The sequence below is a fragment of the Amycolatopsis sp. CB00013 genome (assembly GCF_001905755.1).
Lineage (GTDB): Bacteria > Actinomycetota > Actinomycetes > Mycobacteriales > Pseudonocardiaceae > Amycolatopsis > Amycolatopsis japonica.
Window position 1 is genome coordinate 509,419 of record NZ_LIWC01000002.1, and the last position, 22,861, is coordinate 532,279.

25 protein-coding genes and 1 pseudogene are annotated in these 22,861 nt (G+C 69.4%); 7 read left to right on the top strand and 19 right to left on the bottom strand.

Features of this window, described 5'->3' with window-relative positions; genetic code table 11:
- Positions 1-47 precede the first annotated feature (47 nt).
- On the top strand, positions 48-809 hold the full coding sequence (locus AMK34_RS12395; protein ID WP_073846265.1) for a PhzF family phenazine biosynthesis protein: 762 nt from the start codon (positions 48-50) through the stop codon (positions 807-809).
- Entirely contained in the window at positions 809-1,183 is a 375-nt protein-coding gene (locus AMK34_RS12400) for a YccF domain-containing protein (RefSeq protein WP_016337560.1), read from the top strand. The genes AMK34_RS12395 and AMK34_RS12400 overlap by 1 nt, the downstream gene beginning before the upstream one ends.
- 227 nt (positions 1,184-1,410) lie before the next feature.
- Here the strand turns inward: AMK34_RS12400 and AMK34_RS12405 are convergent, their stop codons facing one another.
- From AMK34_RS12405 to AMK34_RS12435, 7 genes are all read right to left on the bottom strand, one after another.
- Positions 1,411-2,226: a metallophosphoesterase gene (locus AMK34_RS12405; RefSeq protein WP_038507873.1), complete on the bottom strand. Its 816-nt coding sequence runs from the start codon at positions 2,224-2,226 to the stop codon at positions 1,411-1,413.
- Between the two features lie 37 nt (positions 2,227-2,263).
- Complete coding sequence (locus tag AMK34_RS12410) at positions 2,264-3,058, bottom strand: HAD-IIA family hydrolase (protein WP_034308369.1); 795 nt, start codon at positions 3,056-3,058, stop codon at positions 2,264-2,266.
- Between the two features lie 10 nt (positions 3,059-3,068).
- Positions 3,069-4,133 carry a sulfate/molybdate ABC transporter ATP-binding protein gene (locus tag AMK34_RS12415; protein WP_073845322.1) on the bottom strand — a complete coding sequence of 355 codons (1,065 nt, stop codon included), beginning with the start codon at positions 4,131-4,133 and terminating at the stop codon, positions 3,069-3,071.
- On the bottom strand, positions 4,130-4,906 hold the full coding sequence (locus tag AMK34_RS12420) for an ABC transporter permease (RefSeq protein ID WP_073845324.1): 777 nt from the start codon (positions 4,904-4,906) through the stop codon (positions 4,130-4,132). Before AMK34_RS12420 ends, AMK34_RS12415 begins: the two co-directional genes overlap by 4 nt.
- 70 nt (positions 4,907-4,976) lie before the next feature.
- Entirely contained in the window at positions 4,977-5,738 is a 762-nt protein-coding gene (modA, locus tag AMK34_RS12425) for a molybdate ABC transporter substrate-binding protein (RefSeq protein ID WP_073845325.1), read from the bottom strand.
- A complete protein-coding gene (locus AMK34_RS12430) occupies positions 5,735-6,139 on the bottom strand; it encodes a TOBE domain-containing protein (protein WP_005156143.1) in 405 nt (134 codons plus the stop codon). The genes modA and AMK34_RS12430 overlap by 4 nt, the downstream gene beginning before the upstream one ends.
- A gap of 33 nt (positions 6,140-6,172) precedes the next feature.
- Positions 6,173-6,646 (bottom strand): MarR family transcriptional regulator, encoded by a 474-nt coding sequence (locus AMK34_RS12435; protein ID WP_073845327.1) that lies wholly within the window; start codon positions 6,644-6,646, stop codon positions 6,173-6,175.
- 78 nt (positions 6,647-6,724) lie between these two features.
- On the opposite strand from AMK34_RS12435, the gene moaA reads away from it, so the two are divergent.
- From moaA to AMK34_RS12455, 4 genes are all read left to right on the top strand, one after another.
- Positions 6,725-7,789, top strand: a complete 1,065-nt coding sequence (gene moaA, locus AMK34_RS12440) for a GTP 3',8-cyclase MoaA (protein WP_051972317.1) — start codon at positions 6,725-6,727, stop codon at positions 7,787-7,789.
- Between the two features lies 1 nt (position 7,790).
- Positions 7,791-8,045, top strand: coding sequence for a MoaD/ThiS family protein (locus tag AMK34_RS12445; protein WP_037335646.1), 255 nt, complete (start codon positions 7,791-7,793; stop codon positions 8,043-8,045).
- Positions 8,046-8,156: 111 nt separating this feature from the next.
- Positions 8,157-9,008: a phosphatidylinositol-specific phospholipase C/glycerophosphodiester phosphodiesterase family protein gene (locus tag AMK34_RS12450; RefSeq protein ID WP_073845329.1), complete on the top strand. Its 852-nt coding sequence runs from the start codon at positions 8,157-8,159 to the stop codon at positions 9,006-9,008.
- Between the two features lie 455 nt (positions 9,009-9,463).
- The gene (locus AMK34_RS12455; RefSeq protein ID WP_037335640.1) at positions 9,464-10,096 is read left to right on the top strand and encodes a transglycosylase family protein; all 633 of its coding nucleotides are present in this window, start codon (positions 9,464-9,466) and stop codon (positions 10,094-10,096) included.
- Positions 10,097-10,557: 461 nt separating this feature from the next.
- Here the strand turns inward: AMK34_RS12455 and AMK34_RS43730 are convergent.
- The 5 genes and pseudogenes from AMK34_RS43730 to AMK34_RS12485 all read right to left on the bottom strand — a co-directional run bounded on the left by AMK34_RS43730 (position 10,558) and on the right by AMK34_RS12485 (position 15,437).
- Positions 10,558-11,474, bottom strand: a pseudogene (locus AMK34_RS43730) (molybdenum cofactor biosynthesis protein MoaE).
- Positions 11,471-11,941, bottom strand: coding sequence for a cyclic pyranopterin monophosphate synthase MoaC (moaC, locus tag AMK34_RS12470; RefSeq protein ID WP_016337573.1), 471 nt, complete (start codon positions 11,939-11,941; stop codon positions 11,471-11,473). Before moaC ends, AMK34_RS43730 begins: the two are co-directional and overlap by 4 nt.
- A gap of 116 nt (positions 11,942-12,057) precedes the next feature.
- The gene (locus tag AMK34_RS12475) at positions 12,058-13,605 is read right to left on the bottom strand and encodes an alpha/beta hydrolase (RefSeq protein WP_073845331.1); all 1,548 of its coding nucleotides are present in this window, start codon (positions 13,603-13,605) and stop codon (positions 12,058-12,060) included.
- 148 nt (positions 13,606-13,753) lie between these two features.
- Positions 13,754-15,154 carry an NAD-dependent malic enzyme gene (locus AMK34_RS12480; protein WP_038507854.1) on the bottom strand — a complete coding sequence of 467 codons (1,401 nt, stop codon included), beginning with the start codon at positions 15,152-15,154 and terminating at the stop codon, positions 13,754-13,756.
- Between the two features lie 100 nt (positions 15,155-15,254).
- Entirely contained in the window at positions 15,255-15,437 is a 183-nt protein-coding gene (locus AMK34_RS12485; RefSeq protein WP_037335631.1) for a hypothetical protein, read from the bottom strand.
- Positions 15,438-15,530: 93 nt separating this feature from the next.
- On the opposite strand from AMK34_RS12485, the gene AMK34_RS12490 reads away from it, so the two are divergent.
- Entirely contained in the window at positions 15,531-17,774 is a 2,244-nt protein-coding gene (locus AMK34_RS12490; RefSeq protein WP_073845333.1) for a helicase-associated domain-containing protein, read from the top strand.
- Positions 17,775-17,954: 180 nt separating this feature from the next.
- Here AMK34_RS12490 and AMK34_RS12495 read toward each other — a convergent pair whose 3' ends face one another.
- From AMK34_RS12495 to AMK34_RS12525, 7 genes are all read right to left on the bottom strand, one after another.
- Positions 17,955-18,548 carry a hypothetical protein gene (locus tag AMK34_RS12495; RefSeq protein ID WP_073845335.1) on the bottom strand — a complete coding sequence of 198 codons (594 nt, stop codon included), beginning with the start codon at positions 18,546-18,548 and terminating at the stop codon, positions 17,955-17,957.
- Positions 18,549-19,035: 487 nt separating this feature from the next.
- Entirely contained in the window at positions 19,036-19,359 is a 324-nt protein-coding gene (locus tag AMK34_RS12500; protein ID WP_073845337.1) for a hypothetical protein, read from the bottom strand.
- A 166-nt stretch (positions 19,360-19,525) separates the two neighbouring features.
- Positions 19,526-20,134, bottom strand: a complete 609-nt coding sequence (locus AMK34_RS12505; protein ID WP_073845339.1) for a DUF742 domain-containing protein — start codon at positions 20,132-20,134, stop codon at positions 19,526-19,528.
- Between the two features lie 3 nt (positions 20,135-20,137).
- On the bottom strand, positions 20,138-20,557 hold the full coding sequence (locus AMK34_RS12510) for a roadblock/LC7 domain-containing protein (protein ID WP_038507851.1): 420 nt from the start codon (positions 20,555-20,557) through the stop codon (positions 20,138-20,140).
- A 429-nt stretch (positions 20,558-20,986) separates the two neighbouring features.
- Complete coding sequence (locus AMK34_RS12515) at positions 20,987-21,595, bottom strand: GTP-binding protein (RefSeq protein WP_007033392.1); 609 nt, start codon at positions 21,593-21,595, stop codon at positions 20,987-20,989.
- Positions 21,576-22,364 carry a DUF742 domain-containing protein gene (locus tag AMK34_RS12520; protein WP_073845341.1) on the bottom strand — a complete coding sequence of 263 codons (789 nt, stop codon included), beginning with the start codon at positions 22,362-22,364 and terminating at the stop codon, positions 21,576-21,578. The genes AMK34_RS12515 and AMK34_RS12520 overlap by 20 nt, the downstream gene beginning before the upstream one ends.
- A 25-nt stretch (positions 22,365-22,389) precedes the next feature.
- Complete coding sequence (locus AMK34_RS12525) at positions 22,390-22,848, bottom strand: roadblock/LC7 domain-containing protein (RefSeq protein WP_085939650.1); 459 nt, start codon at positions 22,846-22,848, stop codon at positions 22,390-22,392.
- Positions 22,849-22,861: the final 13 nt, after the last annotated feature.

The following is a 22,861-nucleotide window of genomic DNA, read 5'->3' on the forward strand; positions in this document are numbered from 1 at the left end:
GGGAAACCCGGAGGCCCGCTCCGGCGGCGGCCGATATCGTCGAGGACATGCGCCTCTACATCGTCGACGCCTTCACCTCCGAAGCCTTCGCCGGTAACTCCGCCGGCGTGGTGCTGCTGGACGCTCCGGGCGACGCGGGCTGGATGCAGTCCGTCGCCGCCGAGCTGAAGCACGCCGAGACGGCCTTCGTCGAGGTCGGTGGCGACGGGCCGAAGTCGCTTCGCTGGTTCACACCGGAGACCGAAGTCGACCTGTGCGGGCATGCGACTCTGGCGACCACGCACGTCCTCGGCGGCGAGCAGACCTTCACGACGAGAAGCGGCGAGTTGCGCTGCCGCGCCGAAGACGGCTGGGTGTCGATGGACTTCCCGTCGGATCCGCCCCGCGAGTCGGACGACGATCTGTCGTCGATCCTGCCGGGCCTGGAGTTCGAGTACGTCGGGCGCAGCAAGCACAACCTGTTCGCGGTGGTGGACGACGCTTCGGTAGTGCGCTCGCTCGCGCCGGACCTCGCCGCGCTGCGCGTGCACTGGAACGGACGGCTCATGGTCACCGCATCGGGTGACGTGGACGGGATCGACTTCGTCACCCGGTTCTTCGCGCCGGGCGTCGGCATCGACGAAGACCCGGTCACCGGCTCCGCGCACTGCGTCCTCGCGCCGTACTGGGCCGCCCGGCTCGGCCGCGACAAGCTCGTCGGCGAGCAGGCCTCGGCCCGCGGCGGCATCGTCCGGGTGAAACTCGAAGGCGACCGCGTCCTGCTTTCGGGGCAGGCGGTCACCGTGGCCAGCGGGGAGTTGCACGTCTGATGCGCCTGATCCTCAACGTCATCTGGCTCGTGCTGTGCGGCCTGTGGATGGCGCTCGGCTACATCGTCGCCGGCATCATCTGCTGCATCCTGATCGTCACCATCCCGTTCGGGCTGGCGTCGTTCCGGATCGCGGCGTACGCGCTCTGGCCGTTCGGCCGCACCGTGGTGGACCGGCGCGACTCCGGGGCCGCGTCGACCATCGGCAACGTCATCTGGTTCATCTTCGCCGGCCTTTGGCTCGCCATCGGACATGTGCTGACCGGGGTGGCGCTGTGCATCACGATCATCGGGATCCCGCTGGGGGTGGCGAACTTCAAGATGATCCCGGTGTCGCTGATGCCGCTGGGCAAGGAGATCGTGGAACTCCCCTGAGGCTTGACCGGGGGTTGCGAAAGCCACTTTCGCAACGTTGAAGGTTGCGAAAGTGGCTTTCGCAACGTCGGAGGTGGCGGGGCCTGGCAGCCGCCGGGAGACGTGCCCCGACCACGCTACCGCCGCCCTTCGCTCGTCCCTGCAAGTACATGAAGGCCCCCTTCCTTGCGCCTGGCGCAAGGAAGGGGGCCTTCATGTACTTCGGTACCCAACCGGACCCGCCTGGCTCAGTCCTCGGGCTCCCACGGCAGCGGGATGATCAGGCAAGGACCGCCGACGAACAGCCCGCCGTCGATCCCCAGCGCCTTCCCGCCCGCGTAGAGATACGGTCCCTCGATCTGCGCGGGGTGGATCCCCAGCTGGTCCGCGATGACGCTGTGCCCGTGCACGATCCGCTCGCCGCCGAGCCGGTCCATGAGCTGTTGCGCGACGTCGGCGCCCTCCGGGCCGCGGAAGGCGTACCGCGTGGTCATCCGCCGCCACACGTCCCACCAGGCTTCGATGTCGCTGCCTTCGAGGATCTCGCGGCCACGCGCGTTGATCCCGTCGATGTCCTCGCCCCAGCCGAGGTACTCGAGGGTGTCCGAATGCATCAGCAGGTGATCCGCGGCCAGCGTCAGCATCGGGCGCGAGGTCAGCCATTCGATATGCTGCGGAGTGAGCCTGTCCTGGTCTTCGAGCAGCCCGCCGTTGATCTCCCAGCTGCGGGCGAAGCTGCGCGGCCCGAAGTCGGACGGCACCTCCGTGTCGCCGAAGTGGTACATCCCGAGCAGCAGGATCTCGTGGTTGCCCAGCAGCGTCCCGCAGTGCCCGCCCGCCGTGGCGGCCTGGCGTTCGAGCCGCATCACCAGGTCGATGACGCCGACGCCGTCGGGCCCTCGGTCGACGAAGTCGCCGAGGAACCACAGGGTCGCTTCGCCGCCGGCCCAGTCGTCGTCGGAGTCGAGCAGCCCCTTCTCCCGGAGCGCCTCGGCCAGCTCGTCCCGGTGTCCGTGCACGTCACCGACCACATAGGTCGGGGGCGTGGGCTGATCGTCGTGCATCGTCTGACGATAAGCCCTCCGCCCGCCGTCGTGTCGCTCAGCCTTCGCCGAAGGGGTCGCCGGTGCGCCCGACCAGATCGGCGATCGAGTCGATGATCTTGGTCGGCCGGTACGGGTAGTGCTCCGCGCTCTCCCGCGTGGAGATGCCGGTGAGCACCAGGATCGTCTGCAATCCGGCCTCGATTCCCGAGTGGACGTCGGTGTCCATCCGGTCGCCGATCATCAGCGTCGACTCCGAATGCGCGCCGAGCCGCCGCAGCGCGGAACGCATCATCAGCGGGTTCGGCTTGCCGACGTAATACGGCGAGCGGCCGGTCGCCTTCTCGATCAGCGCGGCGACCGAACCGGTGGCGGGCATCGAGCCCTCCATGCTCGGGCCGGTGGCGTCCGGGTTGGTGGCGATGAACTTCGCCCCACCTTCGATCAGCCTGATCGCGCGGGTTATCGCGCTGAAGCTGTACGTCCGCGTCTCGCCGAGGACGACGTAGTCCGGGTCTCGTTCGGTCAGCACATAGCCGACCTCGTGCAGCGCCGTGGTCAGCCCGGCCTCGCCGATCACGAACGCCGAGCCGTTCGGCCGCTGCGACGCGAGGAACTTCGCGGTCGCCAGCGCGGAGGTCCAGATGGCCTCCTCGGGGATGTCGAGACCGGTCCGCTCGAGCCTCGCCCGCAGGTCGCGCGGGGTGTAGATCGAGTTGTTGGTCAGCACCAGGAAGCCGATGTCGTTGGCGCGCAGCTCCTTGAGGAACTCGTCCGCGCCGGGCACGAGATGCTCCTCCTGCACCAGCACGCCATCCATGTCGCTGAGGTAGGTCCAACGGCGCTCGTTCATACCTCTCACCCTAATGATCCGAGACGGCGTGAACAGCCACGGACGCCGCCTTGACCGAAAGATTGACCGGTGTGCCGGGTTCGAGCGCCAGTTCGGCGACCGCTGCCGGGGTGAGGTCGGCGGCGAGACCTGCCACCCAGCCGTCACCGCGGGCCCGGACACGGATCACCGGTCCGTGTGGTTCGAGCGCGTCGACGATTCCCTCGACGGTGTTGCGCGGGCTGCCCCGGTGCTCGCCGTCACGCAAGTACACGGCGACGGCACTGGGCGCGAAGACGGCGACAGCTGCTTCGCCCTCGACGACGTCCTCGGCCGGGATTCCGGCCAACTGCCCGCCTGACGTGCGTAAACCGCCTTCGACGGCGACGCCGGGAACCAGGTTCAGCCCGGCGATCCGCGCGGTGAACGCCGTGCGCGGTGCGGAAAGGACCTTGCGGGTCTCGCCGCGTTCGACGATCCGGCCGCCGTCGAGGACGGCGACGTGATCGGCCAGCGCCAACGCGTCGAGCGGGTCGTGCGTGACCAGGACGGTCGGCGGTCCGGACCGCAACACCCGGCGGAGCAGTCCTCGGATGGCGGGCGCCGCGTCGACGTCCAGAGCCGCGAAAGGCTCGTCGAGCAGCAGAAGTCCCGGTTCGGCGGCCAGGGCCCGCGCGATCGCGACCCGCTGCGCCTGCCCGCCGGAGAGCTGGGCGGGCCGTCGATCGGCCAGTTCGAGCGCGTCCACTTCGGTCAGCCACTCCCGCGCGCGCCGCTTCGCCTCGGCGCGCCCGGCTCCGGTCGAGCGCGGCGCGAAGGCGACGTTGTCCAAAGCGGACAGATGCGGGAAGAGCAGGGCGTCCTGGGAGAGCAGGCCGATCCCGCGCGCGTGCGGCGGCAGGCCCGCCAGGCCGCGCCCGCCGAGCGTGATCCGTGCCCGGTCCGGCCGGAGCAGACCGGCGAGGCAGCCGAGCACACTGGACTTGCCCGACCCGTTGGGGCCGAGCAGCGCGAGCACACCGCCGTCGGGGACTTCGAAGCCGACGTCCAGGGTGAACCCGCCGCGCCGGAGCGCGATCTCGGCCGAAAGGGTCACGACCGGACTCCTTCGAGCGCGCGCGGCCGGGCGAGCGCGATCACCGCGACGGCGACCAGGATGAGCAGCAAGGCGAGCGCCACGGCGCTGTCGACGTCGACCTCGGCCTGGGTGTAGACCTCCAGCGGCAGGGTCCTGGTCACCCCTTCGAGGCTTCCGGCGAAGGTGATCGTCGCGCCGAACTCGCCCAGCGCCCGCGCGAAGCTGAGCACGATGCCCGATCCGAGCGCGGGCAGCAGCAGCGGCAGCGTGACCCGGCGGAACACCGTCCACGGCTTGGCGCCGAGCGTCGAGGCGACCCGTTCGTACCGGTCACCGGCGCCGCGAAGGGCGCCTTCGAGACTGACGACCAGGAACGGCATCGCCACGAACGTCTGCGCGATGACCACGGCGGCCGTGGTGAACGGCACCTGCTCGCCGGTCAGCGTGGTCACCAGGACGCCGAGGAAACCCTTGCGGCCCAGCAGGTACAGCAGCGCCAGGCCACCGACCACCGGCGGCAGGACCAGCGGAAGCAGCACCACCGCGCGCAGCACGCGGACACCGCGCGCCCCCGAACGCGCGAGCACCACGGCGAGCGGGACACCGAGCAGCACACAGGCCACAGTGGACAGTCCGGCGGTGAGCAGCGAGAGTTTGAGCGCGTTCAGCGAGGACGTCGAGGTGATGAGGCTCGGGAAGCGCGTCAGGTCCGAACGCACCAGCAGGCCGACGACCGGCAGCACCACCAGCGCCAGCGCGCAGATCGCCGGCGGCCACAACACCCACGGCACCCCCGCATTTAGTCCTCTGAATGCGGTCGTTGCGCGTGCATCTACCGCATCCAGAGGACGAAACGCGGGGTCACGGCGTGCCAAAACCGACCTTCGCCAATTCCTTCTTGCCTTCCTCGCTGAGCACGAAGGACCTGAACTGCCTGGCGAGGTCGGCTTGCGGAGCGTCCTTCACCACCGCGATGGGGTAGTTGTTGATCGCGCCCGCGGCCTCGGGGAAGTCCACTTTGTCCACCTTCCCGGCCGCTGACGTCGCATCGGTGACGTAAACGAGCCCGGCGTCGGCGTCGCCCGACTGCACCTTCGCGAGCACCGACTTGACGTCCTGCTCCTCACTGGCGGGCTTGAGCGTCACCCCGGACGACTGCTGGACCTTCTTCGCCGCCGACCCGCACGGCACCTGCGGAGCGCAGACGACCACGGTCAGCCCGTCCTTCGCGAGGTCGGCCAGGCCCTTGATGCCCTTGGGGTTGCCCTTCCCGACCGCGATGGCGAGCCGGTTGGTGGCGAACACCGACGGCTGTCCGTCGAGCACCTCGCCCTTGGCCGCCTTGTCCATATTGGCCTGATCGGCGGAGGCGAACACGTCCGCCTTGGCGCCCTGGGTCAGTTTCTGCACCAGCGCCGAGGAGCCCTCGAAGCTGAACTTCACGGTCACCCCGGAGTTCTGCTCTTCGAACCGCTTGCCCAGCGTCCCGAACGACTCGGTCAGCGACGCCGCCGCGAACACGGTCAGCGTCCTCGACTCGACCGTCGCGGTCACCGGCTGATCCGAACCGCAGGCGGTCGCGGCCAGTGCCAGCGCGATCAGGGCGGGGGCGAGTCTCCTCATCGGCTTCCTTCCGGGGTTTCGATCACGACGGTGGTCGCCTTGACGACGGCGACCGCGAGCACCCCCGGCCGCAGCCCGAGTTCGCGGACGGCTTCGGCGCTCATCAGGGAGACCACGCGATGCGGACCGCACTGCAGCTCGACCTGTGCCATCACCTTGTCCGTGACGACCTCGGTGACGAGACCGACGAAGCGGTTGCGCGCGGAGCGGCCGACGTTCGAGGGATCCTCGGGCTGTTCGGCCTGCGCCTTGGCGAACGCGGCGAGTTCGGCGCCGTCGACGACCTTGCGGCCCGCCGAGTCGTCGAACGCGGTGAGCTGGCCGGCGCGGACCCAGCGGCGGACGGTGTCGTCGCTGACGCCGAGCAGACGAGCGGCCTCAGACAACCGGAATTGCGGCATGCCTGGCAGATTACTTCCGCAGATACGGAAAAGCTATGGTCGCGAAGAAGTGCCGGGGAGTTCGTCGCGGAGGCCATCGAGCACCGCGCTCTGGAATCGCTCCAGCACTTTCCGTTCGTCGGGTGAGAACTGTTCGAGCACCGACTTCATGTTCGTGTACGCGGATTCGAAGAGCGGCGCGTACTGCTCCATGGCACCGGGAACGACCTCTATCAGGACCTTCCGGCGGTCGGCGGTGTCGCGGACGCGGCGGGCGAGACCCGCCTTCTCGAGCCTGTCCATGACGCCGGTCACAGCGCCCGTCGACAGCCCGGTCAGCTCCGCGATCCTGCCCGCTGTCAACGGTCCCGGCGCCTGCCCGGCGAGTTCGAGCACCTTGTGGTCGGTGGCGGACAGGCCCATCCGCTCGGCGATACGCGCGTGCCGGAGAACGGTCAGCGTGCTGCTTTCCCTGCCGAGATGGGCGAACCGGGCCAATTCGTCCGCCGAGAGCGGATATTTCGCCATCCGGAAACCCTCCCGATTCGGTACCTGCCGAATTCTAGACAGTCGGTTTTCGCCCGCTTCGGGGTTAGTCTGGTGTCAATGACAGCAGTCGATCTCGGGTTTCCCCGTGTCCCCGGTACACGTGGTCGCCCCAGCGTGCCCAGGCCGGACAACCCCGCTCTGATCGACACCTTCGGCCGCGTGGCGACCGACCTGCGGGTGTCGCTCACCGACAAGTGCAATCTGCGCTGCACCTACTGCATGCCCGCCGAAGGGCTCGAATGGATGCCGAGCGCGGACGTGCTGACCGACGACGAACTCGTGCTCCTGCTGCGGATCGCCGTCGAACGGCTCGGGATCACCGACATCCGGCTCACCGGCGGCGAACCGCTGCTGCGCCAAGGGCTGGAGAAGATCGTCGAACGGGTCGCGGCGCTCGAACCGCGACCGCGGCTTTCCATGACCACCAACGGGATCGGGCTCGCGAAGCGCGCGAAATCGCTCGCCGACGCCGGGCTGGACCGCATCAACGTCTCGCTGGACACCGTCGACCGCGCGCTGTTCGAGACGATCACGCGTCGCGACCGGCTTTCGCACGTGCTCGCCGGGATGGCCGCCGCACGCGAAGCCGGGCTGGACCCGGTGAAGGTCAACGCGGTGCTGATGCGCGGGCTGAACGAAGACCAGGCCGTGCCGCTGCTGAAGTTCTGCCTCGCCGAGGGGTACCACCTGCGGTTCATCGAGCAGATGCCGCTGGACGCGCAGCACGGCTGGAACCGCGGCGACATGATCACCGCCGAGGAGATCCTCGGCATGCTCGGCGAGGAGTTCTCGCTGTCGCCGTTCCCCGCCGCGCGGGGCGGGGCGCCCGCCGAACGCTGGCTGGTCGACGGCGGCCCTGGCGACGTCGGCGTGATCGCGTCGGTGACGCGTCCGTTCTGCGGCGCCTGCGAGCGGACCCGGCTGACCGCGGACGGCGCGGTGCGCTCGTGCCTGTTCAGCAACGACGAGACGGACCTGCGCGCCCTCGTGCGCGCGGGCGCGCGCGAAGAAGAGGTGGCGGACGCCTGGCGGGCGACCATGTGGGGCAAGCTCGCCGGACACGAGATCAACGAGGCCGGGTTCGCGCAGCCGATCCGGCCGATGAGCGCGATCGGCGGCTGACATGGTGACCATCGTGGTGCGGTACTTCGCGTCGGCCCGCGCGGCCGTCGGCCTCGACGAGGAGAAGGTGACACTCCCGGACGGCGCCCGCGTCGCCGACGCCGTCGCCCGCCTTCGCGAACTCCACCCGGAGAAGCTGCCGAAGCTGCTCGACGCGGTCTCCTATCTACTGGACGGCGTCGCGGTGCGGGATCTCACGCGGCCGCTGACCGACGCGGCCGAACTGGACGTCCTGCCCCCGTTCGCCGGCGGCTGACGCCTCGCTCACCGTCGCTGACCTGCGCGAACCACGAAAGTGGTAGCAAAGGTCCCTTGCTCGCCGTCTCGAGTTCACCGTCCGGTCGCCGAAGCAGCCGAGGATGCGCCAGTGATCACTCCCCGCCGTATCCTCGCCGCGCTGCTCGCCGCGGTCGCCGCCACGAGCCTCGCGACCGCGCCGGCCTCCGCCCACGAACGCGGCGTCAAGCCGCTGCCGCAGGCGCACAGCCACAACGACTACGAGCACACCCGTCCGCTGCAGGACGCGCTCGATCAGGGCTTCACCAGCGTCGAGGCCGACATCTACCTGGTGGACGGGCAGCTGCTGGTCGCCCACGACCTCGCGGACACCCGCCCGGACCGCACCCTGGAGTCGCTCTACCTGGAGCCGCTGCGCAAGCGCGTGCTGGCCAACCACGGCGTCGGCGTCTACCGGCAGCGCGCGGAGTTCCAGCTGCTGATCGACGTCAAGGGCGACGCGAACAGCACCTACGCGGCGCTCGAGAAGCGGCTGTACGACCCGCGCTACTCCTTCCTCTTCTCTCTGTACGCGTTCGGACACGTGAAGAAGCGGGCCGTCACCGCCGTGATCTCCGGCGGGCGCCCCAAGGACGTGATGCTCGGGCAGAAGTTCCGGCTCGCCTTCTGCGACGGCCGGATCAAGGACCAGAACGACCTCGGTATCGGCTCGGACCCCCGCGTCACCCCGCTGGTCTCGGACTCCTGGACGGGGCTGTTCACCTGGACCGGCGAAGGCCCCTTCCCCGCCGAGGAGCGGGCGAAGCTGCACGACCTGGTCGAGCGGGCCCACGCGGCGGGTCAGCGCGTGCGCTTCTGGGCCACGCCGGACGCCGCCGGGCCCGGCCGTGACGCGTTGTGGAAAGAGCTGGTCGCCGCCGGGGTCGACCACCTGAATACGGATGACCTGCCAGGGCTGGCGAACTTCTTGAGGTCTCGCTAAAGTGCGCGGCCCATTCGCGCGCGAAGGCGCACGAATGGGCCAGTCATCCCTTAATCCACGTGATGCAAGCCTCACGATCCGTGAATTATCTCGGTCAGGAAACGGCCAGATAACGGCCCGCTGACCTGCATAAACAGCCGAATCGTTATGGGTTGCGTGCTGTTACTGTGATGTAGGTCACAGCTCGAATAATTTCCGTCGCGGCCGTTCGTTACGTACCGTCGCTTTTCGGTTGGCCCCGACCGACCACGCAACACCGGGAACCCGTAGCGCCGAGCCCTGTCCAACGGATTCCCGGACCCAACCCCGAGCGAAAGCATTTCCGGACAGGGACGAGGGGACCGAGCCGACGCGTCGTGCGTCAGGCGAAGTCAGCCGGCCCGCAACGGCCGGCCAGGACCCGCGGGTCTTCCCTCAGCACCGGCTCGTAGGCGCAGGGAGCGAGATCTATTCACATGTCTTACCGAGGCAAGCACCGCAAGATGTCCGCCGCCACCCGTCACATCGCCCGCGTCGCCATTGCGGGTGTCGCGGTCGGCGCTCCCCTCGCAATCGCCGCGACCCCCGCGTCGGCGACCAACTGGGACGCCATCGCGCAGTGCGAGAGCAGCGGCAACTGGAGCACCAACACCGGTAACGGCTACTACGGTGGTCTGCAGTTCTCGCAGAGCACCTGGCGTGCCTACGGCGGCACCGGCAGCGCGCACAACGCGTCGCGTGAGCAGCAGATCGCCGTCGCCGAGCGGGTCCTCCAGGGCCAGGGCATCGGCGCGTGGCCGCACTGTGGCAAGAAGGGCGGCTCCGCCAGCCCCGCCAAGGCCAAGTCGAGCGCCCCGAAGGCCACCAAGAAGGTGACCCCGAAGAAGTCGACCGCGCCGGTCCAGAAGCAGCAGGCCCCGGCCCCGGCCGCGAACGTCGCCAACTCGAACCCGGCGGGTGACTACACCGTCGTGGCCGGCGACACGCTGTCGAAGATCGCTTCCAAGTTCAACGTCCAGGGCGGCTACCAGAAGCTGCAGGAGCTGAACAAGGACTACGTGTCGAACGCCGACTTCATCGTCGTCGGCCAGAAGCTCGCCACCAAGTGAGCTCTTGAGCACGAGTAAGTCGTGATGCCTGCGGGATTCCCCGCGCGGCCACGTCACGACTGACAAGGCCCCACCGCGCCATTCCCCCGGCGGTGGGGCTTTGTCGTGTCCGGGGTGGGTGTCGGTTCGGTCCGTGAAGGCTCGCCCCATTGCCAAGTACATGAAGGACCCCTTCCTTGCGCCTGGCGCAAGGAAGGGGTCCTTCATGTACCCAAGCAGCCTCATGAGTGGCGATTCAAGTCAGAGCCAGCCGTGTCTAATGCACCCAGTCCGTGAAGGCCTCCTTGCGGGACTCTGGGTCCCTCAAGGAGGCCTTCACGGACTGGGAACACGGGCGCGGCGTGCGCGAAGGCGTGACTCGCGTGATCAGGGACGTGACTCGCGTGACTGGAGGCCGCACTCGCGTGCTCCGCCTTCGATCACGTGAGTGGGGGTGCCAAGTACTCCAGGTGCCCAAGGTCCTACGGCGAGTTGACCCATTCGTCGCTGCCGTCGCTGAAGTGCTGGTGCTTCCACACCGGCAGCCGAGCCTTGACCTCGTCGACCAGCTCCGAGCAGGCGGCGAAGGCCTGGCCCCGGTGCTCGGCCGCCACGGCGCACGCGAGCGCGACGTCCCCGATGGCCAGCGCGCCCAGCCGGTGGCTGACGGCGACCGCCCGCACGCCTTCCCATTTCCCCGAGAGGTCCGTGACGACCTCCGCGAGCACATCGGCGGCGCTGGGGTGCCCCTCGTACGCGAGCCTCTCCACCGACCGTCCGCCGTCGTGGTCCCGGACGACCCCGCCGAAGGTGACGACGGCGCCCGCGGCGGCGTCGTCCACCAGCCGGGCGTGTTCTTCGACCGAAAGCGGCTCGTCGACCACCGCGATCCGTGCGACCCGAACGCTCACTGCTGTGCCTCCCGTGGGTGGTCGCCGCCCGCCAGCTGGTCGACGGCGTGGTCGAGGATCCCGTCCAGTACGCCCAGGCCGTCCTTCACCCCGCCGCGTGAACCGGGCAGGTTCACCACGAGGGTCCGGCCCGCGACGCCCGCGACGCCGCGCGAGAGCACGGCGGTGGGCACCTTGGGCAGTCCGGCGGCGCGGATCGCGTCCGCGACGCCGGGGAGTTCGTAGTCGAGGACGGCGCGGGTGACGTCCGGGGTGCGGTCCGTCGGCGAGATGCCGGTGCCGCCGGTCGTCACGATCACCTGGACCCCGGCCGCGACGGCGTCCCGCAGGGCTTCGCCGACCGGTTCGCCGTCCTGGACGACGACGGGCGCGGGCACTTCCCAGCCCCGCGAAGCGAGCCAGTCCGTGATGACCGGGCCGGTCGTGTCCTCGTAGACGCCCTTCGCTGCACGATTCGACGCCACGATCACCCTCGCGACCCGGTTCACGGCCGCTCCCAGGTCCCGGTCTTGCCGCCGTCCTTGCGGATCAGGCGGACGTCGTCGAGGGTCGCCGCCGGATCGACGGCCTTGATCATGTCGTGCAGGGTCAGCCCGGCGACGGCGACGGCGGTCAGCGCCTCCATCTCGACGCCGGTCCGGTCGTTCGTCTTCGCGGTCGCGGTGATGTGCACGGCGGTCTCGTCGAGGACGAACTCGACCTTCACCCCGGACAACGCGATCTGGTGGCAGAGCGGGATCAGCTCGGGCACCTTCTTCGCGCCCATGATGCCCGCGATCCGCGCGGTCGCGAGCGCGTCGCCCTTGGGGAGCCCGTCCGTCGCCAGCAGGCCGAGCACCTCGGCCGTGGTGTGCACGGTGCCGCCCGCCAGCGCGGTGCGGGCGGTGGGCGTCTTGCCGGAAACGTCGACCATACGGGCGGCACCCGTATGGTCGACGTGGCTGAGTTCACTCACGCCCAGCAGGCTAGTCCTCAGTACCTGTCGGCGGAGCCGAGGTCTGTCCGGCGAGGCGCCCACGCGTGAACCCGCCCGGCCGAAGGCCTCGCTATCGCGGGTTCACCTCAGAAGGTTCAGAACATCCGCTGCTTCGAGCGAACCTCGCCGAGAGCCTTCTCCCGTTCCTGCCGCTGCTCCGGCGTCATCGAGGCGAAGAGCCCGCCCCGGTCCGCGGCGCAGGCCGTGTCGTGCGCGGGACGCTTGCCGTCCACGAGGAACCGGTTGACGGCGTTGTTGCCGCAGGCGTTCTCCGAGCTCAGCCAGACCCCGTGCCCGCCGTCGTCGACCGACACCATCCGCGCCCGGTCGCCCAGCGCGCGCCGCATCTCCTTGGCCCCGCTCAGCGGGGTCGCCGGGTCACGCAGGTTCTGCACGACCAGGATGTTCGACGGACCGCGGTCGCCGATCCGCACCTGCGGCTCGATCGGCTCCGACGGCCAGTAGGCGCACGCCCAGATGTTCGCCGCGGCGGCGCCGAACATCGGGTACCGCACCCGGTCCTTCTCGACGTTGCGCTGGTAGGCCGCGACCTTCTCCGGCCAGTTCACGTCGTTGCACACCACGTGCAGCTGCGCGGACAGCAGCTGCGCCACGTCGAGCTGCTGAGCCTGAGCGGTCTGCTTCACGACGCCTTCGGTGTCGAGCGCCTGCCACTGCTGGGCCAGCACCGGGAAGGAGCTGGTCGAGTACAGCGAACCGAACGTGCCCGCCCGGAAGGCCGCGCCGTCCACTCCGGGGACCGCGCCGCCGTCGAGCTTGGCGACGAGTTCGTAGAACTTCGCCGTCACCTGCTGCGGAGTGCGGCCGAGCCCGTAGCTCGCGTGCCGCGCCGCCGCCCACTTCGCGAAGTCCGGGAAGCGATCCTGGAACCCCTCCGCCAGCCGGCGGGAGCCGGTCGTGTCGAGCCCGCCCGGACCGGTCGCGCTGTCGAGCACGACGCGATCGGTCTGCCGCGGGAACAGCGTCGAATACACGGCGCCCAGGTACGTGCCGTACGAGACGCCGTAGTACGAGAGCTTCTCCTCGCCCAAGGCCTCCCGGATGCGGTCCATGTCGCGGGCGGTGTTGGCCGTGGTGATGTACGGCAGGTTCGCGGCCGTCTTCGAGTCGGCGCACTGCTTCGCGACGCCCTCGACGTACTTCGCGCGCTCCGCCACCGCCGCGGCGTCGCGCGCGTACGGCGGGACGTTGCTGACCTGCTGCTCGGGCTTGAGGTCGCAGGTGACCGGCGTGCTGCGGCCGATCCCGCACGGATCGAAGCCGATGATGTCGTAGGCGTCGAGCACGCTCGACGGCATGCCCGCCGACCGCAACCCCGCGGGCATCGTCAGCCCGGGGCCGCCGGGGCCGCCCGGGTTGGTGAGCATGATGCCGCGCCGCTTCGCCGGTTTGGTGCTGGCGAGCTTCGAAATGGCGACGTCGATCGTCTTCCCGCCCGGGTTCCGGTAATCGAGCGGGACCTTCAAGGTGGCGCATTGCACGCCGGGCGCGGCCACGTCCTCCGGACACGGCCCCCAGCTGACAGACGAAACCGCGGCGGACGCCGTGGCCGGTACGAGTACCGCCATGGTGACCGCCGCGGCCGTGAGTGTCCCGATCCTGCTCAGGACAGAGCGAGTCATCCCCAACCCCCGTCATGATCGACTTCTTGGTCGGAGTCGAGCCTATGAGCGGGCCGGCGGCGGAGTCGTCACCCTGAAGTCGGCCTCGATGTCGGTCTCAGTGATGACGGCGCCGCCGAATGGAGCAAGGGACCTTTGCTACCACGCCCTAGGACTGAGCCGCCTTTGCAGCCTTCGCCGCCTTCTTCACGGCTTCGGCGACCGCGGGGGCGACGGCGTTGTCGAACACGCTCGGCACGATGAACGAGGCGTTCAGCTTGCCGTTGTCCACGACGTCCGCGATGGCGTCGGCGGCCGCGAGGAGCATCGAGTCGTCGATGTGGTGCGCCTGCGCGTCGAGCAGCCCGCGGAAGACGCCGGGGAACGCGAGCACGTTGTTGATCTGGTTCGGGAAGTCGCTGCGGCCGGTGGCGACCACGGCGGCGTGCTTCTGCGCTTCGAGGGGGTCGATCTCCGGGTCCGGGTTGGCCAGCGCGAACACGACGGCGTCGGACTTCATGGTCGCGACCTGCTCGGCCCCGAACAGGTTCGGCGCGGAGACCCCGATGAACACGTCGGCGCCGACGAGCGCCTCGTGCAGCGTGCCCGCCTGCTGCTCCTTGTTCGTGTGCCCGGCGATCCAGGTCAGGTTGTCGTCGAGGTTGCCGCGCGCGGAGTGCACGATGCCGTCGATGTCGGCGGCCACGATGTCGCCCGGGTTCTTGCGCAGCAGCAGGCGGATGATCGCCGAACCCGCCGCGCCGACGCCGCTGACGACGATCTTGCAGTCTTCGATGTTCTTGCCGACCACACGAAGGGCGTTGCGCAGCGCGGCGACCACGACGATCGCGGTGCCGTGCTGGTCGTCGTGGAAGACCGGGATGTCGAGCTGCTCACGCAGGCGCTTCTCGATCTCGAAGCAGCGCGGCGCGGCGATGTCCTCGAGGTTGATGCCCGCGTACACCGGCGCGAGCGCCTTCGCGATCATGATGATCTCTTCGGTGTCCTGGGTGTCCAGGCAGACCGGCCACGCGTCGACGTCGGCGAACTTCTTGAACAGCGCCGCCTTGCCCTCCATCACCGGCAGCGCGGCGGCCGGGCCGATGTTGCCCAGCCCCAGCACCGCGGAGCCGTCGGTGAGCACCGCGACGGTGTTGCGCTTGATGGTCAGGCGGCGCGCGTCCTCGGGGTTCGCCGCGATCGCCTGGCAGACGCGGGCGACACCCGGCGTGTACGCGCGGGAGAGGTCGTCACGGTTGCGGAGCGCGACCTTGGGGCTGACCTCGATCTTGCCGCCGAGGTGGATCAGGAACGTCCGGTCGGAGACCTTGCGCACGCGGACGCCCGGCAACGAGTCCAGGGTCTGCGTGATGTCCTGCGCGTGGTTCTCCGACAGGGCGTTGGCGCTGATGTCGACGACGATCGATTCGGGGTGCGACTCGACGACGTCGAACGCGGTCAGCACGCCGCCGACCCGGCCGACGGCCGTGGTCAGGTCACCCGCCGCGGTGGACGACGCGGGGGCCTCCACCCGGACGGTGATCGAATATCCGGGACCGGGAACCGGCATGGCACTACCCCCGCTGAGGAAAGCTCGAATAGGTCGATCGAAAACCTACTCCCGTGACGACCGCCACGAACCCTCGCAGGGGTAACCCGCCAGTAGCTTCTTACCGGTTGATCTCGGTCTCGGGGTGCACGTACGGCACCGCGTCGAGGGGGAAGGTCACGTCGCCGAACGGGGACAAGGCGCCCTGCCGATCGGACGCGAGCTCGGTGACGGGGTGCTCTCCGTCTTCACCGGGCCACGTGGGGTCGATGCCCGCGCGCTTCTTGTTATCGCCCTTCGCCACAACGTCCTCCAGAGCATGGTCAAGCCGTTCTCAGGGGACAGTCTGCCCGAACGCGGCTGCCGGGCCACCACCCGCCCGGTATCCTGGTCGTCTATGCCCGCGCCATCCCTGGCGGACTGGCTGCGCCAGGAGTCCGACGACGCCCTCGCCGCGCTGCTGCGCACGCGTCGCGACCTGTCCACGCCGCCCCCGTCCGACACCATCGTGCTCGCCACCCGGGCAGGCACGCCGGGCTCCGTCGCGCGTGCCTGCGAAGACCTCGACACCTTCACCCTCGCCGTCCTCGACGCCCTGCTGCTGGCCGGAGCGGACACCGAGCCGGTCCCGGCCGCCGAGGTCGCGCGGCTCGCGGGCACGGAGATCGGCGAGGCGCTGACGCTGCTGCGCAAGCGGGCCTTGGTCTGGGGTGAAGACGACGCGCTGCGCGTCCCGCCGTCGGCCCGCGACGCGCTCGGCCCCTTCCCCGCCGGGCTCGGGGTCTCGTCGCCCTCGCTCGCCGGAACGGATATCGAGGCCGCGCTCGCGGAGGTCGGCGAGGACGAACGCGCCCTGCTGACGACGCTGGCCGCCGGGCCGCCGATCGGCCGCACCCGCGACGCGTCGGCGGACGTCCCGCTGGAACGGGCGCAGAACCCCGTCCAGCGGCTGCTCGCCAGGGGACTGCTGCTGCGCCGGGACGACCAGACCGTCGAACTGCCGCGTGAGATCGGGATCACGCTGCGCGGCGGGGTGGTGTTCGAGCCGGCGTCGCTGCGCGAGCCGGAGCTCCCCGTCCATCCGCACCAGCAGTCCACTGTGGACACAACGGCGGCCGGCGAGGCGATGGAGTTCTTGCGCCAGACCGAAAACATGCTGCGCGCCTGGTCGGAGACGCCACCGCCAGTGCTGAAGTCCGGCGGGCTCGGGGTCCGCGAGCTGAAGAAGCTCGCGAAGGATCTCGACGTCGACGAGGCGCGGGTGACCCTGCTCGCGGAGATCGCGGTGGGCGCCGGTCTGGTGGCCGACAGCGAAGCGACCACGCCGGAATGGGTGCCGACGACGCTCACGGATTCGTGGCTCGCGTCGCCGACCGCGCAGCGCTGGATGACGGTCGCGCAGGCCTGGCTCGAACTGCCCCGGCTGCCCGGTCTCGCCGGCGGGCGGGACGCGAAGGACAAGCCGATCGCGCCGCTTTCGGAAGACCTGCGCCGTCCGCTGGCGCCCACTTCGCGGCGCCGGATCCTCCTCGCGCTGGCGGCATTGCCCGAAGGCGCCGGTGTGAAGAGCACCGACGAGCTGGTCGCCGCGCTCGCCTGGCGCGCGCCGCGGCGGGGCGGGCGGCTGCGGGACGAGACCGTGCGCTGGACGATGGCCGAGGGGGCCGCGCTCGGCCTGATCGGCCTCGGCGGGCTCACCACGGCGACCCGGGCGTTGCTGGCCGAGGATCGCCCCGGGGCGATCGAGGCGATGCTCGACGCGCTGCCGCGTCCGGTGGACCACGTGCTCGTCCAGGCCGACCTGACCGTGGTCGCGCCGGGGCCGTTGGAAGCGGAACTCGCGGCGGAGATGACCGCCGTCGCCGACATCGAATCGGCCGGGCACGCGACCGTCTACCGGATCACCGAGACGTCCGTGCGGCGCGCGCTCGACACCGGGCGGACCGCGGGCGAACTGCATCAGCTGTTCACGTCGAAGTCGGCGACGCCGGTGCCCCAATCGCTGAGCTACCTCATCGACGACGTCGCCCGGCGGCACGGACGGCTGCGCGGCGGGGCCGCCGAGTCGTTCCTGCGCTGCGACGACGCGTCGCTGCTCGCGGAGGTCATGGGCAGCCCCGTCGCGACGGAGTACGGCTTGCGGATGATCGCGCCGACAGTGCTCATCAGCGCGTACCCGCTCGCCGAAGTCCTCGACGCGCTCCGCGCCGCCGGGTTCGCTCCGGCCGCCGAAGGCCCCGACGGACGCGTCATGGACATCAGGCCGTCCGGACGCCGCCTGCCCGCGAAGGCGCGTGCCGCGCGTCGCGCGCCCGGAGAGCCTGCCGGGCTGACCGACGAGCAGGTCGGCAAGATCGTCGCGCACGTCCGGGCCGGCGACGCCGCTTCGGCGCGCCGACGGGGCGAGACGGTGCGCGCGCCGCAGGGAGGCGGCGCCGGGGACACGTCCGCGACGCTGGCGTTGCTGTCCCAGGCGACCATGGAGCGCCGCGAGGTGTGGATCGGGTTCGTCGACTCACGCGGGACGGCGAGCCAGCGGGTGGTGCGGCCGCTGCGGGTCGGCGGCGGGGTCCTCGAAGGGACCGACAACGAGCGCTACCCGCTGCACCGGATCACGTCGGCGGCCCTGGTGGAGGACTGACCACGCCCCGCATTTAGTCCTCTAAATGCGGTTTGGCGGCCCCACGCTCGCATCCGCAACGTGCTTTACAGCCAGGACTGATCTACACTGTGTTCGGAGCGTGACGTCGCGGACGTCAGGCGAGTCGCAAGGCCAGGTGCACCCGGGGCAGACCGGGACCCTGGCCTTACGCATGTCCGCCTAGCACCTGGTCTCCACGTCGATCTCGTACACGAGATCTTCGATCAGCCGCCGATAGCCGGGTTGCCCGTCCTTCGTGGCCCTGATCGCGCCGGCGACGATATCCGCGGCCCAGAGCAAGGGTTCGTCCTTGCCTTTCTCATGGACGACCCGGAACTGGGTGCCCTTTGGCAAACCGAATCTGGCGCCTCTGACCGTCTCGACATCCCGAGCGTTCAAAGTGGCTGTCCGTGACTCGAGGACGAGCATTTCGACGTCGAACGCGGAAAGCTCGAGAGTCAGACGCCGAAGGCAACCGGCTCGGGCCCGTTCCTGCCGCCGCCGGGGTACCGGGGAGCCGACCGCGACAAGGTGGAATCCGTCGAGGTCGGCGAGGGTCTTGACGGCGGCCGCTTGTTCCGCAGGATCCATCTCGTTCCAGTGGAGTTTGGGGATTCGCCGCCTACCCCGGAGCTCCGACATGACGATCCGGGCTTCGTCGTGTACTGCTGGGTCGAAGACGGCGGCCGCCAGTACGTAGAAGCCGTCAACGTCGGATTCCTTGAAGGATTCGTCACCGAACGCGAGGATCAGCGGCCGACCACCTGATGACATAGCGTGATTTTATGTCACGCCATGTACTCGTGATCTCCGCGTCGCCTTGCGTGCTCGCATTTACCCACTGCACCGGATCACGTCGGCCGCCCCGGCGGAGGGCTGACCACCGTCAGCATTTATTGAGGGTAAGTCGAACATGGCGTGATCGGACCCTGCCGCGCGAGATTCCGGAATGACTGGCGGGAATGACTCCGGCGCGATGTGTCCACAACGGACACCCTGCGCGGACTGAATGCCCGATTGATGTCATTATGTCCGGTTCCTGCGAGGGTCGTGAGTGACAAAGAGGGTTAGAACGACCATTGCCACTCACGACCCCCCGGGCGATACTGCGCGAAGTGCCCAAATCGGACGGTTTGATCTCGTAAAGTGACCTTTTTGGACAGTCCGAGGGGCATGCTAGGCCTCGGTGGCGAGCCCGCTCGCACCGCCGACTCCATCACGCCGCCTTTGACTTACCCTCAATAGACCGCTAAATGCGCAGCTACGCGAGTTGCTCGGTGCGTAGATCCTTCAGCACCATCGACATGGCCTCGCCGTGCGTCGGCCAATCCGGCGTCCCGATCCCGACCGAATGAAGGGCGGATCGGACGGCGGCATGAGCCTTCGCGATCGCGTGCGAGAGATCATCGCCGGAAACATCGGCCTCGATCTCCACGACCGCTCGTCCGCCATCCGCGGAGACCGCGATTCCTTCGAGGCAGCGTTCCTGCTCGAGCAGCGCTCGCATCACCTTGTCGCAGTAATCGAAGAGATCACCACCGCCGTCGGCGATGAACACCCAATGCGCGTGAACCGTCACAGCCATCGGTAACCCCCTTCGATCTGGTAGCAAGGCACCGCTCGGCGTCAGGCCGACGGATCTAATCGAGACGCGACACAGTTTGCTACCGAACGCGCTGATACATCACCGCAAAGTAGTCACGTTGAGGGCGACTTGCACCGGCGCGCATTTAGAGGACTAAACGCGGGGGTCAGAGGGCGCGCAGGCCTTGGAGTACGCGTTCCATGAAGGCGCGCGAAGAGGAATCACCGAGGATCAGCTCCGTCTGGTGGATCAGCACCAGACCGGCGTCAGCCATGTCGCCCACGAGCACCTTCACCACGCCCAGCGGCAGCCGCAGATGCGCGGCGATCTCCGCGATCGAGCGGGTGTCCAGGCAGAGATCGCAGATCTGCCGGTGTTCGGGGGTCCGCACGCCGCGGTACCGGCGGCCGTCCTCGCTGGTCGACACCAGCGCCTCCAGCGCCAGGTCGTGCGCGGTGCGGGTGCGCCCGCCGGTGCGGGTGTAGGGCCGGACCCGGGAGCCCGAAGCCGGCGGCAGGTAGATCGAAGCGGGCGCAACGTCGGCGGGCGCGGGCCGCGGCGGCGACTGACGGATCGGCGAAGGCATCGAAGCGGGAGGTGCGAGAGACGCAGGAGGCGCCGGGTCAGGAGGCGGCGCGGCCGGACGCCGCGGCATCACCGTGCTGATCGAGCTCAGCTCGAACCGGCTAGGCGAATCGAAGGCCTCGCGTTCGGTGCCCTGATAGAGGGAGTCCCAGCCGGAGGGGTCCGGTTCGGTGAATCCGCTGATCTTCATCGGTCACCCACGTACGCCGCCCTGCAGCTGCGCCCGCAGCTCAGGGGTGATCTGCTGGCCGACCCGCTCGACGAGCAGCGTCATCTCGTAGGCCACGGTGCCGATGTCGCAGGTCGGCGCGGCCAGCACGGCGAGTGACGAACCGTCGGCGACCGACATGAGGAAGAGGTAGCCGCGTTCCATCTCGACGACGGTCTGGTTGACCCCGCCCGCGTCGAAACAGCGGGCCGCGCCGGCGGTGAGGCTGATCAGCCCGGAGGCGACCGCGGAGAGCTGTTCGGCCCGTTCCTGCGGCAGTCCCTCCGACGGCGCGAGGAGAAGCCCGTCCGCGGAGACCAGCACGGCGTGCGCCGCACCGGGAACCCGGCGCGCGAAATCCGTGATGAGCCAGCCGAACGAGCTTTGCTGCCCGGATGCCGTCACAAGTCCCTCCTCGCTGCGTCAAGACCACCTGGGCGGCGTGGTCCGGGCGTCTTCCACCGACCAGCACCGATCCCGGTACCGGCGAGCCGAAAGACGCCTCCACCCAGCGTATTCGTCCCGTCGATCGTGTCGAGCCCGCCACCCGGCCGACGGCGTTAACCGAACGTAAACGTCCAGCCGCTCACCGCGTCGACACATCGTGAACCACGCATTCGTGGGTCACCCTGTGGTGGCCTGGCGCGACCAGGTGTGAACCGGCGTCCGCGCAGGTCACCGGCGTTGCGACCACTCGATCGGGGGTCGTCGGCGCCGGATCGCGTGAAAGGGGTCGCCCCGCGTTCGATCCGACCGGTGACACCACTCCCCGAAGCGGGTGAAGCCTGCCGAGTTCACTCCAACGGCCGCATCCGCCCCGGGGTTTCGTCCCTTTTAGCCCGCGCGCAACGCCGAATCGTGTGCGATGGCGTGCTGCACGACCGAGATCAACACCTGCTTGGCGGACTCACGTTCCCGGGCGTCACAGGCCATGATCGGCACGGACGGTGAGATCGTCAGCGCGTGCCGGACGTCCTCGATCTGGTGGTGCAGCAGCCGGTCGAAGCAGTTGATCGCCACGACGTACGGCAGCTTCCGGTTCTCGAAGAAGTCGATCGACGGGAACGCGTCGGCGAGCCGCCGCGTGTCGACCAGCACGACGGCACCGATGGCGCCGACCGCGAGGTCGTCCCACATGAACCAGAACCGGTGCTGGCCCGGCGTACCGAACACGTACAGCACCAGATCCGAGTCCAGCGAAATCCGGCCGAAGTCCATGGCCACGGTCGTCGTCGACTTGTTCGGGGTGGCCGAATTGTCGTCGACGCCGGTACTGGCCTCGGTCATCATGGCCTCGGTGGTCAGCGGATCGATCTCCGAAACCGCTCCGACCAGCGTGGTCTTCCCCGAGCCGAATCCGCCAGCGACCACGATCTTGGCCGACGAAGTCGGTCCGGTCACCTGCGGCGCATTCGCGTCGGAGTCAAATTCTCCGAAGCCCACTGAGCACCCTCTCCATGAACTCGATACTCGGCCGGTCACCCACGTTCTGGCTGGCGGTGTGCACCAGGACCAGACCGAGGCCGGCCACGTCTCCGATCAGCACCCGGACCACGCCGAGCGGCAGGCGCAACAGCGCCGCGACTTCGGCGACGGACCGGGTGTCCAGGCAAAGGTCGCAGATCGACCGGTGTTCGGGGACGCGTACCCGATCGAGCACACGTCCCTGTTCGCTGGTCGAGATCAACGCCTCGATGGCAAGGTCGTACGTCGGCTTGGTCCGGCCCCGCGTGCGGAAATACGGCCGGACCAGGCCGGAGGATTCGACGTCGGTGGTGTACTGCTCGTCGACGAACTCGTTCTGCGCCTGCTGCGGCAGGGCCGCGGCGAGCGGGTCGGCGGCGGCCGCCGCCGCCGCCCGGCGCTCCTCCTCCTTGTCGAAGGAGAACTTGGCGAACTCGCCCGAGTCGTAGAGCGGACCGCTGCCACCACCGAACAGCTCCGCCCCCGGCCCGCCGAGCAGGCGTTCCCGGTAGTCCGAGACGCTGAAGTCGGCGGGTCCCTGTCCCGCGTTCGAATCGGTCAGCCAGCGGGAGGCTTCGTCCGGGGACACGGGGTCGTTGTCCGACCCCTGTGCCCTTCGCGATCGCCATTCGCGGTCGACCCGGTCCCGGAAGGACGTCCAGTCCTCCCGGCCGTCGTCTCGTTCCGACCACCCGCCGGAGAAGTCGTCACCGAGCCGGCCATCGCCCCTCAAGCGCCCGTCGTCCACGGCATTCTCCTCGGTTCCCGGTCGCTCAGCGGCGGACCGACGCGCCCTGCAGCTGCGCGCGCATCTCCGGTGTCAGCTGTTGCCCCACCCGTTCCACCAGCAGGGTCATCTCGTAGACGACCAAGCCGATGTCGCTCTCCGGCGATCCGAGGACCGCCAGGCAGGAACCGTCGGACACCGACATCAGGAAGAGGAAGCCGTTGGCCATCTCGACCACCGTCTGCGCGACCGTGCCGCCCTCGAACACCTTCGCCGCACCGCGCGCGAGGCTCGTGAGCCCCGACGCGACCGCCGCCAGCTGATCGGCCCTGTCCTTGGGAAGTCCCTTCGAGGACGCCAGCAGCAAACCGTCCGCCGACACCACCACGGCATGCGCCGCGCCCGGGACCCGGTGCACGAAATCCGTGATCAGCCAGGCAAAGCTGCTCGTGTGTCCTTTACCCTGCGCCTGGCCGCCAGGCTGCGCCGGACCACCCGGCTGCATCGCACCCGCCCGT

Excerpts from the sequence above, each read along its gene's own strand:
- AMK34_RS12395 (WP_073846265.1), top strand. The coding sequence starts at position 48 with ATGCGCCTCTACATCGTCGACGCCTTCACCTCCGAAGCCTTCGCCGGT.
- AMK34_RS12400 (WP_016337560.1), top strand. The coding sequence starts at position 809 with ATGCGCCTGATCCTCAACGTCATCTGGCTCGTGCTGTGCGGCCTGTGG.
- AMK34_RS12405 (WP_038507873.1), bottom strand. The coding sequence starts at position 2,226 with ATGCACGACGATCAGCCCACGCCCCCGACCTATGTGGTCGGTGACGTG.
- AMK34_RS12410 (WP_034308369.1), bottom strand. The coding sequence starts at position 3,058 with ATGAACGAGCGCCGTTGGACCTACCTCAGCGACATGGATGGCGTGCTG.
- modA (WP_073845325.1), bottom strand. The coding sequence starts at position 5,738 with ATGAGGAGACTCGCCCCCGCCCTGATCGCGCTGGCACTGGCCGCGACC.
- AMK34_RS12430 (WP_005156143.1), bottom strand. The coding sequence starts at position 6,139 with ATGCCGCAATTCCGGTTGTCTGAGGCCGCTCGTCTGCTCGGCGTCAGC.
- AMK34_RS12435 (WP_073845327.1), bottom strand. The coding sequence starts at position 6,646 with ATGGCGAAATATCCGCTCTCGGCGGACGAATTGGCCCGGTTCGCCCAT.
- moaA (WP_051972317.1), top strand. The coding sequence starts at position 6,725 with ATGACAGCAGTCGATCTCGGGTTTCCCCGTGTCCCCGGTACACGTGGT.
- AMK34_RS12445 (WP_037335646.1), top strand. The coding sequence starts at position 7,791 with ATGGTGACCATCGTGGTGCGGTACTTCGCGTCGGCCCGCGCGGCCGTC.
- AMK34_RS12455 (WP_037335640.1), top strand. The coding sequence starts at position 9,464 with ATGTCTTACCGAGGCAAGCACCGCAAGATGTCCGCCGCCACCCGTCAC.
- AMK34_RS12475 (WP_073845331.1), bottom strand. The coding sequence starts at position 13,605 with ATGACTCGCTCTGTCCTGAGCAGGATCGGGACACTCACGGCCGCGGCG.
- AMK34_RS12480 (WP_038507854.1), bottom strand. The coding sequence starts at position 15,154 with ATGCCGGTTCCCGGTCCCGGATATTCGATCACCGTCCGGGTGGAGGCC.
- AMK34_RS12490 (WP_073845333.1), top strand. The coding sequence starts at position 15,531 with ATGCCCGCGCCATCCCTGGCGGACTGGCTGCGCCAGGAGTCCGACGAC.
- AMK34_RS12495 (WP_073845335.1), bottom strand. The coding sequence starts at position 18,548 with ATGTCATCAGGTGGTCGGCCGCTGATCCTCGCGTTCGGTGACGAATCC.
- AMK34_RS12500 (WP_073845337.1), bottom strand. The coding sequence starts at position 19,359 with ATGGCTGTGACGGTTCACGCGCATTGGGTGTTCATCGCCGACGGCGGT.
- AMK34_RS12505 (WP_073845339.1), bottom strand. The coding sequence starts at position 20,134 with ATGAAGATCAGCGGATTCACCGAACCGGACCCCTCCGGCTGGGACTCC.
- AMK34_RS12525 (WP_085939650.1), bottom strand. The coding sequence starts at position 22,848 with ATGCAGCCGGGTGGTCCGGCGCAGCCTGGCGGCCAGGCGCAGGGTAAA.